Below are 16,970 nucleotides of genomic sequence, written 5' to 3'. Positions count from 1 at the left end.
ACTACGAGCAGCGCATCGACGTCTCTCACGCAATGATCCTCGTCGCAATGGGCGCAAACCTCATCCGCCGAAACGCTCATCCTTGAATTTCAAAACGGACTCTCAGTGATCGAGCAATGCAACTAGTATTGCCCATGCTTTTTTGGTGTGCGTTGATTTGGATATCGAAGGCCGCCGTAATGTCTTCGGCGAACAGTTTAACCAGTGGAATGTTGGATTTTTTTAGGGAGTTCATTGGCACATACTGGTTCATCTGGGCAGCTTTCGCGTCCTTCGTCCTGATAAAGTTGCTCACGACTTTCAATGGCTCGTCGGTGTGGATCATAGGCGCATCTGCAATTGCGATCGCATTCGCGCCCGTCCCGTGGTCAATAACCCCGTTGGTACGATACACATACCCATTCTTTTGTTTGGGGTTCTTGTTTGCGCAGCCGATCGGATGGCAGGCAGCTAGCATCAGGCGCCACAAGGCTATTTTTGTGGTGTTACTTTCGATGGCTGCGTTCATGTGCTTTCTTGTTTGGGGAAAGGAAACGTACGTCTACAACAATCTTGTTTTGATCTACGATGCACAATCGGCCAAACAAGTGTTGCTGATGTTCGCTGGCTCGGTAGCAACTTCTGCAGTGGCGATGCAGCTTATATTCCTATGCTGGAGAGTTGGCTATTCAACTCGCGTAGCTCGCTTTGTCGCGGTGGAGCTTGGTCAGAGCACACTGCTGCTTTACCTGCTTCAGGGTGCCGTGTTTCGCTTCATGGATCTCATACCGTTCGGAGAACTTTGGGATCTCACGAGCAGAATCGAGTTCGCCACTTTGCTTGGTGCGGCGATTGCTGTCACAGCGATGACAATTCGCAGGATTGTGCGCCACCTTGGATATGTGTCGCGGAGCTATGCTTAATTTATGATGTGACTGCCGACAGTTGGCATTGAAGTCATTGGCGAGCCATGCCGGCGTGGCATTCCCCTCACGGATCACTTGATCCGCCGCCCGAAGTAAGGCGTGCCTGTAGGCCGGGATCGGTCCCGAATGCTCGTAGGACGGCAATTCGCTCGGGAGCCCGATCAGATTTGAAGCTCCGCGACCGTCTGGCGCCGACGGCAGCCAATAGAAGCGCGTCTGACCGATCGTCGCGTCCATCTCCAGAAGCCCGCTAGCAGGTTGTGACCATTGCTATGGCAATGCAGCAGTCCTGGATGGCTGCATCAAATCCACGCGCGCGCTGAAGCATCGTGAAAAATTCATGGAATATTTCAGCTGATAAAAATGAGCCGATTCAATTTCGATCGATCAATCAGCGCCCTTCTCGGGGCTGTCGGTCCGCGTCGCGCCTGACGGCGGCGCTATGCTGGTGCTCCTACGGCCGCCCTGTTGAACCGCTTTCTCCAGCACCGAACTGAATTGGTCCCGCTGGCGGACATTTCGATGCTTCCGCCTTGTAGGCCTTCTTTGTTGCGGCCGGCTCTGCGGCACGGCTGCGCCGACGTGAACGTGCTTGGCGGCACGTTTTGTGAGGGAGGGAAAGAGGCGCGCGGCCCTCTCCCTGCAAGCCGCCGATGGCGGATTCCTCCGTCTGCCCGCTTCGCTCCGTGCAGACCGGGGAGATCCCTCCGCCCCCTTGCTCGCCGCTGCTCGCCACGATGCAGGGGGACAGGCGACCTGAACCCGTGCCCAAGCCGATCTGATGGCAGAGGCGGTGGGGCTGGACATTGCCCGTGGTGGACGTACGTGCCACACAAATCCTCATGCTCGCCTAACCGGCCGCAACGTATGGCAATCCGGGCAGTCCCGACGAAAGATGGAGTAGGTCTCGGCCATTCCCGTGTCCGAACCCAGAAAAGTTACTGGTTTCCTTACGGGCGCGATACAAAGGGCACAGGCTGGACTTGGCTGCCGGGGGCGGGGCTTGTCGACCGCTCGATCGAAAGTGAGAGACGAGGAGGAGAATCACCGACCTGCAGAGCGGCAAGGCGCTCGCCTACCTCCCTGTCAGTCACCGTTAGCCGATGGTTTAGACGAAGATAGTCCGTCCATGTCGGCGTGCGGAATGTCTCGGTCCAAAGAGTCGAGTTCTGAAGATCGCGCTGGAGAGTCCAGTCCCGCGCACCGGCACGGCTCTGAACGCGCCGCCTTTCGCGCATGCAGCTCAGAAATTCCTCGATATTCTCCTCGGGTATCGAGTACTCCACCTTGATCACGATCGGGCCGCTCCTGGGCTTCAAATCGAGGGCCAGTTCTGGTGGCCTGAAGTCGAAGGCCCCTTGATCCGATTCCTCCCATAGCCGTACCGGCAATAGCTTTCCCACGGCTGCAACCAGCAACAGCGCCGCTGCAGCACCTTCCAAAGCCCACGTCAGGGAATAGTACTGCGCGACAGCACCCCAGATCCAGCTGCCCGCTGCCATGCCGCCGTAGGTCAGGGCGTAATAGATCGACAGGGTGCGACCAACGACCCACCTTGGGCTTGCCAACTGCACACACACGTCGGTTCCGGTCCAGGTGACAACCCAGCCTGCGCCAGCGATTGCAAGCGCGATCGCTGCTACAGCCACCGATGATGTGAGAGCCAGTAAAAGGCAACACGTTGCGCAAGCAACGGATGCGAGCGTGATCAATCGATTTTGGGACGTGACGCGTCGCAAGTAGCTATTGCCAATGCCCGCGATGAAGGCGCCTGTGCCGAAGCCGGCTAACAGGACGCCGTAAACAATTGGCCCCCCCGCCAGTTGGTCGCGAACCACGAGGGGGAGCAGAGCAAGGATCGAGATGCTTGACAGCCCGAACAGGGTTGCGCGCACGATCGCCACTCTGATCTCCGAGGAGATTGCCGTGAAGCGCATGCCATCATGAATGGCCGTCGTCATCCGCTCGCGCGGAAGAGGCGAAGAGCGAACTTGCCACTTGGAGCGCAGCACAGCGCTCAACGGGACCAGGTCGGTCAGCGCAGCGAAGGCGAAAGCCGTAAGGGGGCCCAGCAAAGCCAAAATTACACCGCCCAGCGCCGGTCCTATACTCCGAACCACGTTGTACCCCACCGACATCAGCGTCACTGCAGCGGGTATGTCGCGCTTTTCCAGGATGTCGCCGACCGAGGCGTGCCAGGCTGGATCATTCAAGGCAAAGCCGCATCCCGCCAAGAAACTCAGTCCCAAGATCAGCCATGGACTGACAAAGCCCAGTCCAACAGAGAGAGCCAGCGCCGTGGATGCCAGTGCGATCAGGCAATGTCCGGCAAGCATCACGCCGCGGCGGCTGAAGCTGTCTGCAATCGCTCCAGCAAGGATCGACAAGAAGAAGGCGGGCAGTGTCGATGCAGCCTGCACGAGCGCAACCATCAGATCGGAGGCTGAAATCGTTGCCATAAGCCAGCTTATAGCCACGCTCTGCACCAGCCAGCCAAGGCTGGATATCTGCGTGGCTGTCCAGATCGAACGAAAGACCGGATTCTGAAGAGGGATCAGTGTGTTTGCCGCAAAGGGCGGGGAATCTTGACGCCGCATGACTTCTCACCTCCACCACGTAGTTCTTTCGCTCACTCACTTGCTGACAGCGGTGCGCTTACGCACAGCTGCGTCACAACCAAGTTCCGATATCGCGCTCGCAACAAAGTAGATGTCGCATCCACGGTGCTGATGCGCGATGAGTGTGCCAGTTGGGCGTCAGCTGGTCTGGGTCGCGCAGCCCGATGGGGTGCGGTCTGCCCTGCGACTCTTCGCCTTGGACGGTGCTACCGCCCCGATGGCCGGGTTGTCAAACTGCCACGGTGCTAGCAGCGAATCCTCTGCCGATCGTCGGCCGCAGGATCGCGGTGGTGGCGGACGAGTATTCTGATCCGGAGAAAGGCAGCGGCGCGGTCAAGATCACGCCGGCGCACGACTTCAACGAATTTGGGTCGGCAGGCGCCATAAGTTGCCGGCGATCAATATTCTCACCGTAGAGGCGGCGGTCACCCTCACGGACAATGACGACTGTCTCGCCGGGCTGGAGGTGACGCCGTAGCGCCATGCGGTCCGGGACGAGCTCGACGGTCTGACGCTTACATCTCGCCGAACTGGTATCCAAGCAAGCATGAATTCCATAACCAGGTGCCGACGTGGAACTATCTCGTCGTCCACGCCCACGGACGCATCACTGTCCGGGATGATGAGCGCTATGTGCGCCGTAACGTGGCGAAGCTCACTCACATGCATGAAGCCTCGCAGCCTGCCCCGTGGAAGATGGGCGACGCGCCGAAGGACTTCATTGACACGATGGTGAAGGCGATCGTCGCCCTGGAAATCGAGATCACCAGCCTGGTTGGTAAATCAAAACTCAGCCAGAACAAAGAGGTGCGCGACATTCAGAACGCTGGTGAAATGCTGAATGCCCGAGGCGTCAATGGGATGGGAGAAGCGATGCTCGCGGTTGCGGCGGCCAAATCCCAATAGCAACTATCTTGTCCCGACAAGCCGCTGGTGCTGGATTTCCAACGGGTGACCTTGAGAGACAAATGCTTCGGCTCGCCGGAAACGCGACCAGCATCTGACCACCCGCTATGCGGCAGATGGACAAGAACTCAGGCCGCCATCGCCAGCCACATCCGCAATGCCGCCGGATCGATGGAAGCTGCTTACCCCGCCAGCCTCTCCGGTCATGCCGCCTGCGTCGTTAATACCTTGAACAGCAGCCTGGCGGTTAAACCGCCTTGCGTGTTCGGTATGGCGGCACAGCGGTTTGGAGATCGGAGCCGACTGGCAGCGAACGCCACGCCCCACGGTAGCGATGCCTCGCAGCCAGGTTGGATGACCAAGCAGCGGCATGTGCGGCAGGCTTGCACCCGCTTCAGATGCGAGACGGGTCAAGACAATCATCCTGCACAACGCCACGCGGCGGTGAGCCGGTTTCGAAAAGGGCCGGCCCCGGCCGTTCATACAAGTGGAGTTGGGGGCGCGGGGCCGGATCAAGCCTATCGCGTTGGACCCGCCGGGACCGCGCGTACATCATCCCGGCAACGCCAGGCGCTCGCCTGGCGTCATGCGGGCTTCGGCTTGGCGCGCCGAATGTCTGGACCGGCATCGCGGAGCAATGGCGCACCAGTCTACGACATGGTGCGTAGTCGCCATGCTGCCCCTGGCCAGATCGTAGATGACCTCGGCTTGTTCGCCATGGCGAGCCGAAGCACGTTGACGGCCGTGCCGGGTGATGCGCCGTCCCAGACTATCATCCCAAAATCGGCGCGCGCCATCTCCCGGTCTTTGGCGGCGTAGATCCAGTATCCTCTAGCGCCTTCAGGAGACGGGACCCGGTAGGCAGCCCAGTCGCCCAGATCATTGCGGGGTTCCTTGGCCGCATGGAAGACCCCGACATGTTTGTAGCCGTAGCCCGCGAGCAGGCCCTGCGCCTCGGCATCGGCTCCAGACGCGTCGCCAATCAGCACGCCGTGCACGGCAACAACGATTGGGCGGATCCGAGCGATGGCAGGTTCCGGCAGCTCAAATATCTCGCGTGAACCCCCTATGAATATCATCGACATCATGACTTTCCCTTCTCTCCAGGGCTCCCTCGCTCTGACCGCCATCTCCCTCTGGCCCTGCGTGAGGGGTCACCCGAACGCCGAGACGGCGAAGCCGGCTCGGGGAGCGGCGGGACGCCGCAACTAGAGCCCGTCGGCGGCAGGCCGGCGCGCAGACCTGCCGCTTCCGGAGGCGCTACGCGCGCGGAGCTAGTGGCCTTTGTCGGCCAGCCAGAGGCTCACGTCCTGGATCGAGCGCATGAGCACCGACGGATTGTCCCGCGCGGGAATGAAGCCCCAGCTCTGCCAGTAGCGCTCTGCCTCGGCGTCGATCGCCCGCACCACCACCGCGCGGCCGCCGACGATGTCGGCGCCGGCGACGCAGCGATACAGCGCGTCCTTGACCAAGCCGCTACCGACGCCTTGTCCGGCATAGCGGTGGTCGACGGCGAGTTGTCCGATCAGCAGGCAGGGCATCGGATCGGGCGGGCGTCCGGTGCGGATGGCGCGCGGTGCGCTATTTGGCTGGATCACGCCCGGCGCGAGGCCGTAATACCCGACGACTGTTCCCTCGTCGTGAACGACCAGGACGCGGGTAAACCCGCGGGCCTGGTTCGTTCGCGCGAAGCCGGCCAGCCAAGCATTGAGCGCCGGCTTGCCGCATTCGAAGCTGTCGAGGCGGTGTGCGTGGTCGAGGAGTTCGATGCCTGAAAGCGCCACCTAGCGGTCCCAGGGCGGGGACCGACGCAGCCGCTCGGCCGCCTTCGCCGGGGGCGCAGCGGCCGGGGCTGAGATCGCCTGCATGAAGGCGTCATAGGCTTCCGGGGACACGCGGATGACGGTTTCGTTGAGGATGGCCGCCTGCGCCTCGTGCAGCGCGGCGCGCCGCATGAACTCCGTGCGCGACAGGCCGAGCAGCTCCGCGCCGCGGTCGATGATGGTGAGATCATCGTCGCGAAACCGCATCGAGACGGGTGCTTCCTTCCTGGTGGGTGTGGTGGCCATGGCGCGCTCCTGTGCTGCGGACGTATATACGTTAGTGTAACGCGGAACGCAATACTACGTTCCCTGGCGACGTCTCGTGGCGGATGGTCTCAGGATTTCTCGCCGCATCGGTTCTTCTCGGCTTCTCGCCCCAGTCGCCATTGCCGCAACCCAGAGCAAGGTGGCTTTGGTCAGCTCCGGCGGATCAATTACGGCTTAGGAAGCGCATTTGTTTTTGGCGGCCGGATGAGCGGGTCCAGAAGCGAAGTCGCTGCCATGACTGTCGCCGGACGAGCCCCGGCTATCCCGAACCTGATGAACATCTGACGCGATGGCGACTTTCGGGCCGTCACGCCACAAAGGAGGAACGGCTATGAAGGCTGGGCGGCGGCACTTTCATTCTCAGGCGCCGCTCTATGCCACCTGTCGGCCAATGTGACATCGCCACTGCGGTCCTTCGAACAAGTCGATTCGATTCTGAATTTCGGCCTTTAGATGATTGTAGCGATTGAATCAGCGACAAGGGCTGGGCAATCGCGGTTGTGGTGACCGCGAGCCACTAAGCTTGTGCCGTACCCTTACAATGATTCATCAAGGCGTTTACCTCGGCAATCACGAGATCCGGCGTGATGTCGAACTTGCATCGGACTTTGACCGGACAATGCCGCACTTGGTCCAGACCACATCCGCGACATTCAATAACACTCATAAGCATGCTGACCAAGGGACCTCGAAACCCCCAAATCTCAGGTAGATGTGACGCCGTGAAAATGCCGATAGTAGGGCGGCCAAGCTGGGCAGCGACATGGCCGGTGCCTGAATTGTTCGAAACGACGAGCGCGGCCGAATTCACGAGACAATTGAATTCCAGTTCTGACAAGTCGACAGCCGTCCGAATGTTCGCGGCTCCACGTTCCCTAGCTATCTTCGCAACCTCCTCAAGCGCTTCCAGGCATTCGCCACGGCCAACGAGGACCACCTCACCACGGGTCGAAAGAGCAGCGACAACTTTGCCAAAACTTTCAATCGGCCAATCTCGCAGGCTGGAATTGGAGAACGGAGCCACGACAATCGGGGCATTGCCTGTAGTCGAATTCTGTGGGTGACCCGCTCCGCTTTCGAAATAGGCAGCTGCCTTTGCGACCAGAAAGAGGAGGATTTCTGACACATGCTGGAGACGCACCTGCTTACGGTCAATGAACCAATCAAGCCATCTACGGGGGATTTTGTTAGCAAGCCCTATTTTTTGGACCAGCTTGTAGAAAATGGTTCTGCGCAATTTCAGATTGAATGGCGCTATCGCAATATCGATCTGATGCATGCTGTACGGATCAACTATCGCCGCACGGTGCCTGGCGGGAACTTCAAGCAAGATCGGCCTTGTTTCTTCCGGAACACGCATATCAATGGCAAGATCAAACTCGCCGGTCAGCAGCGGCCTTATGTCCGCGGCTTCTTTGCGCGTTTTGACTTTTGGGTTGCTAGGAAAAAAGTCAAAAGCAACGTGATCGTCGGCGAGGTCGAACTGTTTTGCAGTAGCGATGTTCCAGCTTCCCACCACCAGCGTAATGTGGGCATGCGCAAAACGCTGACGAAGGTCCTTTAGAGGCCCTAGAGACATCCAAAAGTCGCCGACATGATCAAGCTTGAGGACCAAAATTCTCATCCTTGCGCTTGACTGTTCCGGCTCTTCCCAGCTGCGGTATATAATTTGATTGCCGTCGTGCTTTGTAAAATATGCCATTGCCATTCCGAAGATTATACGGTCAACACTGATAGCCCAGTGACGCGTGTGTAGGTTGGAGTGCTCCCCACTTTGTCCGCGTCTCCGCAAGAATTCTGCCATCAGATCCAAGCCGCGCTCCAGCAGGAGCTGTTGGGCGAAGTCTGCATCTCTAGCGATGGTAGCGCGCCAAGAAAGCCAGCTATGTCCCGACCCGCAATGTGAAGGGCTTCGTCACGGTCTCGCATGCAGTGAGTTCGGCAACGCCGAGTAGACGGTGATCACCATGCCGCCGTCCCCAGATCTCGGAGCATAACGGCAGTGGCCTCGCTCTTTGGTCGATGCTGATCCTGAATGCGACCGTCGCCGCCGGCGACGACACCGCCGGCCGCATTGACCGTCTCGGGCACGCCCTGTCGCTGTGGTCCCGCATCACGGTGGCTAGCAAGGACCCGCCGCAGCCGCTTTTTTCTGCGCGTCCGGTCGTCCAAGGTGAAGTGGACGAATCAACCCTGTGATGAAGTCGACTGCCTGCCAGCGGTGAGGTGGCAGGCGGCATCGATGAACACCATTATTCGCCGAGCTTGGATAGCGGCACCTCTATCACGCTGAGAGCCTGTTATGCTGGTCCAGCGTTTGATCGCAGTCTTGATCCATGCGAGCAGCTTGTGAGGGATGCAATCGAACGAGGCGCTGCTCCCACAGCCGTCGCAGGCCCTCCATCAGAGCTTCACGCTTGGCCTGATCCGGCGCAATTGTATTGAGGAGATCTCCCAACACGGCTTCGCCCTCAATCCGCATCAGCAGATTAAACAAGTCGTGTGAAATTCGCACGCTGTCACTGCTCGAGTGGTTCGTATTGATCTCGCAGACAGTCTCCTGACGATCTTGCGCTGTGTACGCACGGTCTTGATGGAGGGACACATAGGGCGGCAATGAAACCGCAAGCGCAGTCCAATCCTGCAGCGTTGCAGCCCGCTTTTTTACCAGGAAGGGCCCGACCACAAGTCCATCCAGCTCTGTCGTCAGAAATGTGGCAATCGCGTCCGCAACCGAATCCACGATCGGTTCGGCATTGTTGTTGAAGGACGTATTGAGCAGAATTGGAGTGCCTGTGCGCTTCTTGAACGCATTGATGACTTCCCAGTAAGCGGGATTGGCGTTGCGCGATACTGTTTGCAGGCGAGCGGTTCCGTCGACGTGCGTAATGGCACCGAGCAAGGCGCGCTTTGAGTCACGCACGCGAACGACGAAATTCATGAATGGAAATTCGCGCTTGCCGTCCGGGAGGTCGAAAAATTCGCTCGCATCCTCCTCCAGCACAGATGGCGCGAAGGGCCGATAGCCTTCGCGCTTCTTGACCATCGCATTGATTCGGTCCTTGTTTGCGGCGGGCCGAGGGTCGGCAAGAATGCTGCGGTTGCCCAGCGCACGTGGCCCAAACTCCGAACGACCCTGCACCCAGCCGATCACGGCGCCGTTGGCGATCCAGTCGGCTGCACTGCTTGCCACGTCATCAGAGCGTTCAACCTCGAGATGTCCGGCCCATGCATTCAGTTCCTGTTGCACGGCGCGGTCGCTCCCGAGATCAGGACCCCAATAGACCTCCTGCAGTCGCTCACACGGCGCGGGGCGGCCCATCTCGTTAGAGACTATCAGCGCAGCTCCCAATGCGCAGCCAGCGTCGTGAGACGCGGGTTGCACGAAGATGTCTTCGAAAAGCCCTGAATACAGCAGCTTACCGTTCATCGTGCAGTTGTGGGCTACCCCTCCCGCCAGGCACAACCGCTTCATGCCAGTGGCCTCACGGTGATGCCGGAGAATGTGGAACACGATCCGCTCAAGCGCTTCCTGCAGTGACGCACTCACATCTCGATGCTGCTGGGTGAAGGGCATTCCCTTTCGCCTGACCTCGATGTTGCGGAGCAACGCCGGACCGATGCGGTCGAGGTGAACACGGTAGCCACCCCCGTTGGCGGAGAGCTCGTAGAACTGCTCGAAGAGCTCGCGATAGGGAGCGGGGTCGCCGTAGGGCGCGAGTCCCATTACCTTATACTCGTCGAACAAGCCGTAGCCGAGATAGCGGATCGTCTCGAGATAAAACAGCCCAAGAGAATTGTTCTCGGGGAAAGCCTCGATTTCCGTAATTTCTGTGCCAGACCCTACCGCCAAGAGGCCCGATAGGAAATCACCACAGCCATCAATCGCTAGAATGAGACTTTGTTCGAAGCCCGACATTGCAAAGGCGCTCACGGCGTGCGCCTGATGATGACTTACGAATGAAATACGCGAACTGTCCAACTTAGTGCCGAACTCACGCGTTAACAGATCCTGCACCAACGATTTAGCACTCAACGGAATGGAGAGAATGTCCGGGTGGGATGCGGAAATACCTTCAAGCATGGCATTGGCATAGGGCTCGCTTGCGTAGACCGCGACACGATCAATGTCGCTGAACTGAACCCCCGCCGCTGACAGACAGTATTGAATCGAACGAATTGGGAGCTTGTTGGAGTGTTTGATCCGATTGAGGCGTTCCTCTTCGACGGCGGCTATCACCTGTCCGTCTCGGACGAGCACCGCGGCGCCATCGTGCATAAAGGCGTTCGGAAGCTCGAATCGGTTTTCATGGACTTGGTCAAGTCCGCCGCTAATTCCTAGACACAGCATTTCTTTCTCCACATAGTGACGGGCAAGCCAAATTGGCCTGCCTCAGACCGTTTCCAACTAAATAGGCCGCGTTGTCGCTTGCAGCTGCAACCGCCTGTCAGGCATCACCGGCATCAAAGAACGCCTCATAAGGGTCCGCCTGGATCAACATGAGATGCTTCGATCGTGGCGCCTGCCGTTCCATGACGCCGAGAGCTTGGCTGGATCATCGAATCTTGAGCGGCTGCTGACTTGCATGCCGGCGATGCCGTTTTCATCTGCAGCACGAACTTGTGACGCGGGCTGCCTATATCCTTGCGAAGGGGCGGCTGTTGACGAATAATGCCGCGCCGTGAACTGGCCCGATTTCATTCCCCGAAAGACCGTCGCACAGGCGAGTGACATGTGCTGCACTGTCCGCCTGCTTCCCGGTCGCACATCCGATAACGCCTTCGCTTGTGCAGGAGGCCGCATCGCGTCATTCGTCGGCCAAACATGGCACCGACTGGAAGCCCGGCAATACCGCGTAGATGTAAAGTGCGCTGATGTTGTATGGTAGCGCTGCCGGCCGGGTCTCCAATCCGCTGCCCAAACGAGCGGACTGCCTGCGGCAAAAAGCCCGCCACAAGCAGAATCGCGCTGGGCAGCTGGCTCGCCTGCAAGACTTCGCAGCTCAGGAACATTGGGGACGACTAGCGTCGAACCGCCGACATGATCGGCCAGTTGCAACTCACTTCTCGGCACGACCTCCACTGCACGTCAGGGCGCATGGAAGATTTTCTCCTTTGGATGGGTGACCGGTGCGGACGTGCTTTTGTCCATGCAAGATTTCCGAAGAGTTATGAAATCGTTTGTTTCGATCAAAGTCATCCACGCTATGAATAGCTGCCGGACATGCGCTTCAAAGGGGCTTCAGGCTTCCCGGATGGCTACTCCGATTCGAAGCGCGTGGCATTCCATGCGCTCTATGACAACATTTTTCAGCAAAGGGTATGAGAGCAAACCCACACTTCTTTTTCAGAAGTCGCTTCGAAGCAGCCGAGGCCTTGATGGGCTTCTTCACCAAGTTCGGCGATGGTGCCGCAGACATTCTTCCTCTTTCCGGGCTGAACAAGCGCAGAGTTCGCGCCTTGGCAGTGTATCTGGGCGCTCCGTCTGATCTTGTTGAAAAGATTCCGACCGCCGACCTGGAGAACCTCGTCCCGGTCTCACAGACGATGAGATTGACGACTTCCTCGAAGGCCAAGAGATCAACGAAGCGGCGCACAGGCGCATACTTCATGCGCATTCCAGCACAGCCCATAAGCGAGCGCTTCCCGTCACAACGATTGCCATGACGGGTTCGATATTTAGGCATCGGCAATAGCGTCTCAACATACACGATCGATGGGCTTGCCGCAGTTAGGCAGCTAGCGGCCTGAATTACCGCTGGAGCGAAGCGCTGCTCTTTCAGCCCGCATGCGGTCATGAGGTTGACAGTGTCGGCACGTATCGCCGAGGCCGGCACGCGAACTCATTCTCCCTGAATGCCTGCTCTATCGATCTTCCGCAGCGTACCCACTTGACCGGTCGCTTCGACATTCCAGGCACCTGGATTGTAGCCGATCCTTGCCGCTCTCCTTCGGCCGGTCGCAATGCTAGACGTGCGGCCGTTACGCGATGCAGAGCTTGTTGTCAGATGCGTGATGCGAAATGTGAGATGCAGCTCCAGTTTTGGCGATGGCAGGCTCGCCGCATTGTTGATAATATCCGCACAAAACAGGCGCGCAAATGACAGCGGATTCAGAGAAGGCTGAGGCGGTCGAGCAGTTGCTTGATACACCTGACCTTGCAACAGCACTGGAAAGCGAACAGTTCAAGAAATTCCTTGACCAGGTGCCGATCGCCATAGCCGTTTCGGACCTTGCCGGTGAAGAGCGCGTGGTCTACGCCAATCCGGAATTCGAGAAACTGTCAGGGCTGACAGCCGCTAGGCTCACCCGAGAAAACTGGGCGGCCCTTTTAGGCACAGGCCTCCATCAGCAAAAGGACAGGCCGCTAGCCGAGGCCGTGGTCGAAGGAACCGATTTGGTCGGCACCTTCAGGCTGGAACGCGGCGAGGACAAACCCGCGATCGTCGACGTTTATTCCAACGTGATCGAAGACGACAACGGCAAGGTGTGCTTCCGACTGGTGGCCCTGGTCGACGTATCCGCCCATGGCGAGGCGGGAGATGAGCGCTCGGCCGAGGAGCGTGTTAGCGAGAAAGACACGCTGCTGCGCGAACTGCAGCACCGGGTGAAGAACAACCTGCAGATGATCACCGCGCTGATCCGGCTGGAAAGCCGCAACGCGACCGAGGCCGACCGGAGACGGTTTGAGCGGCTCGCCGGTCGCGTCGACGCTCTGGCGATCCTCTACCAGACGCTAACTGCCGACCAGCCGAAGGAGGAGGTCGACCTTGGTGTGTATCTCAGCCAGATCGCGTCCGCGGTCATGAGCTCGCATGCGGTCGAGGGAATCCGGCTGGATATGAAGGTGGATACATATCCCGTGTCAATAAACGTCGCCATGCCGGCCGGGCTGGTCGTAAACGAATTGCTGACCAATTCACTAAAGCATGCGTTCCGGGGCCGCGATGGCGGCACGATAACACTGCACAGCGTCGTCGATGGCGACGGCTGCCGGGTTATAGTGGCGGACGACGGAATCGGCCTGCCGGAAGGCGAGGTGTGGCCCAAACCAGGCAAGCTCGGAGCGCTGATCGCGCGATCGCTGACCGAGAACGCCAAGGCGCAGCTAGCCGTCGAGTCCAGCGCCAACAAAGGGACGAAGGTGACCATCGTTTTCAAGCGGTCGGCGGCAGCAAGCTGAACGGTTGCTGTCGACTAGCAGGCTGGCGGCTGGCTTCATGTCGCGGCTTTGAGCAGGTGGCTGCAAATAGGCTAGGTCGCCCTTCACGGCCTGCTTCACATGGTCGAGGTCTTCCATTATGCTCCAGGCTTGCTGCTTCTGACTTCGGCGGCCAGTCCATCCCCACCTAGCGGAAGGCACTCCCGCCTGATTGCGTTGCGGCTTGAGTCTTGACGGCGGGGGCACCTGACGCCTTCGCGCTCATCACGCGCGGGCCGGCAATTCAGCAGCGAGTCATCACTTGGCCAATCTTGCCGAGGACGAAGGTCTAACCTACAAATAAAATTGGTCCGACTGTTCGTGGCCGGAGGTAACCGCGAATTTGCGCTATCGGGACAGGAGAGCAGTGCTGTAGGCAAACCGCGATGCGTGCATTCGTTCGATTGGTTCTACGATTATCCTGACGCCTGGGGTGACCAGTTGCACCAGTATTTCCTACTACGCGCAATCTTTGCAGGGTCATGTGCAGATCATCGCGGCCCGCCAAGACATCGGAAAACTGATCGACGATCCTTCAACCCCTGAGATATTGCGGGCCCGAATGGCATCGGCGGCCGCCATATAATAGTTTGCGGCAAAGACGGCCGCGATCGAACGGCTGAGGACGCGCTCGCCAACAGATTGCGCGACAGACGATGGGGTGGATACCGCGGATACGACGCCTGGTTCGATGCTCCGATCAACAACGCGAAGCTCGCCGCGACTTCCGTCTACAGCGATTCGGTTCAAAGGCTTGGCGCGTTGGACAAAGCTCGCCGCGCCGAAGCGCGATGCATAGAAGCCGGGATAGTCGCCCGAACACAAGTCGAACAAGCGGAGTGGTCGACCGTTTCGTCCTCCCCGGGGACGAGCCGGTTGCTCTGGCCTGGGGCGACCTGATGGGTCTTGCGGAGCACCGTCTCCAGCATGGCGATCAGGTCTTCGGGAAGTATGGCCTCATTCTGCACAGACGGTTTTGCGTGGCTGTTACGGATGCCGGCGGGCACGGTGGCGATATGGCGGTCCTTTCGATCGAGCGGCTCGCCACGCTGCGTATAATTCCACGCCAGGGAGGAGAGACGGCGCTCGATCGTCGCCACAGAGTTTGGTTTCTTGTCTCCTGTAACCTTTCTGGATGCACAGGCCGTGATGTAGAGGCCGACGGTCTGCGGATCAGGCGGCAACACCTCGAGGTGCTGCCGGCGCGCCCAGGCGCAAAAAATCCGCTCTCGACCGAGCGGCGTCAGACCGGTATTCTTATGGATGTTCATCCGGTCCCCCTGGAGTCACTGAAGCTTCGACAATCTCAGCTTTCCCGGTTCGGACCGGATGGACAACCTACTGAAAGCTCACAACTAGCTACCAATGCGATCAGCTTTCGGGCTATCGGGCGCATCCAGGGAGGATGGGTATGTTCTTGGCTAACGGGCTCAAGCTGCGGGACCGCGGGTGCACGCTGGCACTGATGTTGGCGATCATATGTGTATGTGCGCCTGCACTGGCGGCAAACGCGTCGGATCAGGCGTGCCGGTCCATCGCCAAGCTCAAAATTCCAAGCGTGATCTTTACCGAGGCTAGCCTTCAAAAGCCGCAGGGGATCCCCGCAGATCCCTTCACTGCATTCACCGGCGCCTCGCCTCAGGCGGTAAAAGTGGGCGGGCACTGCCTTGTCCGAGGTGTTATCGGGAAACGCCAGGGGGTCGATGGTCAATCATATGGCACCCGGTTTGAGGTGCGTCTTCCGACGACCTGGAACGACATGTTCCTTTTCCAGGGCGGCGGCGCAGTTGATGGCTTCCTGGCGCCGGCCGTCGGGACCATTCCTTGCCGGAACTCGACCGCGGCTCCCGGGCTCTTGCGCGGCTACGCTGTTGTAAGCATGGATGGCGGGCACCCAAGCCCCGATCCGGCTTTCGGGGTCGATCAAGCCGCACGCATTGATTTTGCGTACGCCTCCATTGGCAAAGTCACTTCGGTCTCGAAGCAGGTGATTGCCAAGTTCTATGGGGCGGCTCCGAAAAAGTCGGTGTTCATGGGATGCTCGAATGGCGGTCGTGAGGCGTTGATAGCGGCTCAGCGATATCCGCTCGAGTTCGACGGCATTGTTGCAGGTAGCCCGGGTTTTCGTCTCAGTGCCGCCAACATTGCCGAAGCCTGGGATACTCGCCAGTACATGAGCATCGCTCCCAAGGATGAGGCCGGCCATCCCATTCTATCCCGCGCCTTCTCCCAGCAGGATCTGAACATCGTCGCCAAGGCGGTTCTCGCTGCCTGTGATGCCCGCGATGGCATTGAGGATGGCGTCATCAACGCCTGGCAGCAGTGCCGGTTCGACCCAAAGGTCCTGTCCTGCCAAGGCGATAAGACGGACAGCTGCCTCACGGCTGGTCAAGTGCAGGCCATGAGCCGCGCGTTCGCGGGTCCGGAAAGCTCCGATGGCGAAAAGCTTTACAGCGATTGGCCATATGATACGGGCGTTGCGGGCGCGGACTGGAGAATGTGGAAGCTGGGCAATTCCCCCACTTCCCAGTCGGATGCAAATAACATCGTTCTGGGAGCCCGCTCGCTTCAATACTACTTCATGACGCCCCCGGCGCCGAATTTTGACCCCCTGAAGTTCGACTTCGACAAGGATCCGGCACGCGTTGCGGATACGGCCAAGCTCAATGATGCGACCGGCACGTATCTCGCCAGCTTCGCTGCCCACGGTGGAAAGCTGCTCTTGTTTCAGGGACTTTCCGATCCGGTCTTCTCAGCCAACGATCTGGTGCGCTGGTACAAGCAAGTCGTCGAGGTCACAAGCGGCGGCGATTTGGAAGCGACTCGCCGTTTCGTGCGCATGTTCATAATCCCGGGGATGACCCACTGCGGCGATGGCCAAGCCTTCGACGACTTTGATCCTTTGGCCGCCATCGAGGGCTGGATAAACCAAGACAAGGCTCCGGATTCTCTCGCGGCTGGCAGCAAGGCATTCCCCGGCAAGCACCAGCCGATCTGCGCTTATCCCACTCAAGCTGCCTATGGCGGTAAGGGAAATCCCGATGAGATCGCGAGCTATTCGTGTCGGGGATAAGAGACCTCGTCATTTGTTCGCTTCAATCTGCGCGCATTCCCGGAACAGGTCTCCCGGACCAAGGATCGGTTGGAAAAGCTAAACCCGGAATTTGTGGGCCGTGCCATAACGCAGTTGATGATCATGCCTGACTACGAAGCGTCGGCCGCCGATAGTCTGGACACAGCGCTCGCTGTG

At 59.1% G+C, this 16,970-nt stretch carries 12 protein-coding genes and 5 pseudogenes; 9 read left to right on the top strand and 8 right to left on the bottom strand.

What is annotated here, in order from left to right; genetic code table 11:
* Positions 1–95: 95 nt before the first annotated feature.
* A pseudogene (locus NKI85_RS32845) lies at positions 96–902 on the top strand (acyltransferase family protein); the annotation flags it as partial.
* Positions 903–911: 9 nt separating this feature from the next.
* Here the strand turns inward: NKI85_RS32845 and NKI85_RS32840 are convergent.
* Both NKI85_RS32840 and NKI85_RS32835 read right to left on the bottom strand, forming a co-directional pair.
* Positions 912–1,154: pseudogene (locus NKI85_RS32840) on the bottom strand (hypothetical protein); the annotation flags it as partial.
* Positions 1,155–1,855: 701 nt separating this feature from the next.
* Positions 1,856–3,502, bottom strand: a complete 1,647-nt coding sequence (locus tag NKI85_RS32835) for an MFS transporter (RefSeq protein WP_352780129.1) — start codon at positions 3,500–3,502, stop codon at positions 1,856–1,858.
* A gap of 281 nt (positions 3,503–3,783) precedes the next feature.
* On the opposite strand from NKI85_RS32835, the pseudogene NKI85_RS32830 reads away from it, so the two are divergent.
* Positions 3,784–3,986 (top strand): annotated as a pseudogene (locus tag NKI85_RS32830) (hypothetical protein); the annotation flags it as partial.
* 101 nt (positions 3,987–4,087) lie between these two features.
* Complete coding sequence (locus NKI85_RS32825; protein WP_352849561.1) at positions 4,088–4,429, top strand: FMN-binding negative transcriptional regulator; 342 nt, start codon at positions 4,088–4,090, stop codon at positions 4,427–4,429.
* A 650-nt stretch (positions 4,430–5,079) separates the two neighbouring features.
* Here the strand turns inward: NKI85_RS32825 and NKI85_RS32820 are convergent.
* The 4 genes from NKI85_RS32820 to NKI85_RS32805 form a co-directional block, all read right to left on the bottom strand.
* Positions 5,080–5,517: a hypothetical protein gene (locus tag NKI85_RS32820; protein WP_352517875.1), complete on the bottom strand. Its 438-nt coding sequence runs from the start codon at positions 5,515–5,517 to the stop codon at positions 5,080–5,082.
* A gap of 186 nt (positions 5,518–5,703) precedes the next feature.
* Positions 5,704–6,213 (bottom strand): GNAT family N-acetyltransferase, encoded by a 510-nt coding sequence (locus tag NKI85_RS32815; protein WP_352780127.1) that lies wholly within the window; start codon positions 6,211–6,213, stop codon positions 5,704–5,706.
* Positions 6,214–6,498, bottom strand: coding sequence for a type II toxin-antitoxin system TacA family antitoxin (locus NKI85_RS32810; protein ID WP_352453587.1), 285 nt, complete (start codon positions 6,496–6,498; stop codon positions 6,214–6,216).
* A 538-nt stretch (positions 6,499–7,036) separates the two neighbouring features.
* Entirely contained in the window at positions 7,037–8,221 is a 1,185-nt protein-coding gene (locus NKI85_RS32805; protein WP_352780125.1) for a glycosyltransferase family 9 protein, read from the bottom strand.
* A 320-nt stretch (positions 8,222–8,541) separates the two neighbouring features.
* On the opposite strand from NKI85_RS32805, the gene NKI85_RS32800 reads away from it, so the two are divergent.
* A complete protein-coding gene (locus tag NKI85_RS32800; RefSeq protein ID WP_352457364.1) occupies positions 8,542–8,718 on the top strand; it encodes a hypothetical protein in 177 nt (58 codons plus the stop codon).
* A gap of 85 nt (positions 8,719–8,803) precedes the next feature.
* Here NKI85_RS32800 and NKI85_RS32795 read toward each other — a convergent pair whose 3' ends face one another.
* The gene (locus NKI85_RS32795; RefSeq protein WP_352780123.1) at positions 8,804–10,870 is read right to left on the bottom strand and encodes a carbamoyltransferase family protein; all 2,067 of its coding nucleotides are present in this window, start codon (positions 10,868–10,870) and stop codon (positions 8,804–8,806) included.
* A gap of 1,013 nt (positions 10,871–11,883) precedes the next feature.
* Between NKI85_RS32795 and nadE the strand changes: the two are divergent.
* The 4 genes and pseudogenes from nadE to NKI85_RS32775 form a co-directional block, all read left to right on the top strand.
* A pseudogene (gene nadE, locus NKI85_RS32790) lies at positions 11,884–12,215 on the top strand (NAD(+) synthase); the annotation flags it as partial.
* A 404-nt stretch (positions 12,216–12,619) separates the two neighbouring features.
* Positions 12,620–13,702, top strand: a complete 1,083-nt coding sequence (locus tag NKI85_RS32785; RefSeq protein ID WP_352780121.1) for a sensor histidine kinase — start codon at positions 12,620–12,622, stop codon at positions 13,700–13,702.
* A 451-nt stretch (positions 13,703–14,153) separates the two neighbouring features.
* Positions 14,154–14,306, top strand: a complete 153-nt coding sequence (locus tag NKI85_RS32780) for an aminopeptidase (protein ID WP_352453905.1) — start codon at positions 14,154–14,156, stop codon at positions 14,304–14,306.
* Positions 14,307–14,362: 56 nt separating this feature from the next.
* Positions 14,363–14,620 carry an aminopeptidase gene (locus NKI85_RS32775; protein WP_352453904.1) on the top strand — a complete coding sequence of 86 codons (258 nt, stop codon included), beginning with the start codon at positions 14,363–14,365 and terminating at the stop codon, positions 14,618–14,620.
* 2 nt (positions 14,621–14,622) lie between these two features.
* On the opposite strand, the pseudogene NKI85_RS32770 reads toward NKI85_RS32775, so the two are convergent.
* Positions 14,623–14,940 (bottom strand): annotated as a pseudogene (locus NKI85_RS32770) (integrase); the annotation flags it as partial.
* Between the two features lie 191 nt (positions 14,941–15,131).
* Between NKI85_RS32770 and NKI85_RS32765 the strand changes: the two are divergent.
* Positions 15,132–16,793: a tannase/feruloyl esterase family alpha/beta hydrolase gene (locus tag NKI85_RS32765; protein ID WP_352780119.1), complete on the top strand. Its 1,662-nt coding sequence runs from the start codon at positions 15,132–15,134 to the stop codon at positions 16,791–16,793.
* The last annotated feature ends 177 nt before the right edge of the window (positions 16,794–16,970 follow it).

The organism is Mesorhizobium sp. M0571 (assembly GCF_040320985.1).
In the GTDB taxonomy this organism is placed as follows: domain Bacteria; phylum Pseudomonadota; class Alphaproteobacteria; order Rhizobiales; family Rhizobiaceae; genus Mesorhizobium.
Note: the sequence above shows the minus strand (reverse complement) of the source record. Positions and strands in the feature narration are given on the sequence as shown.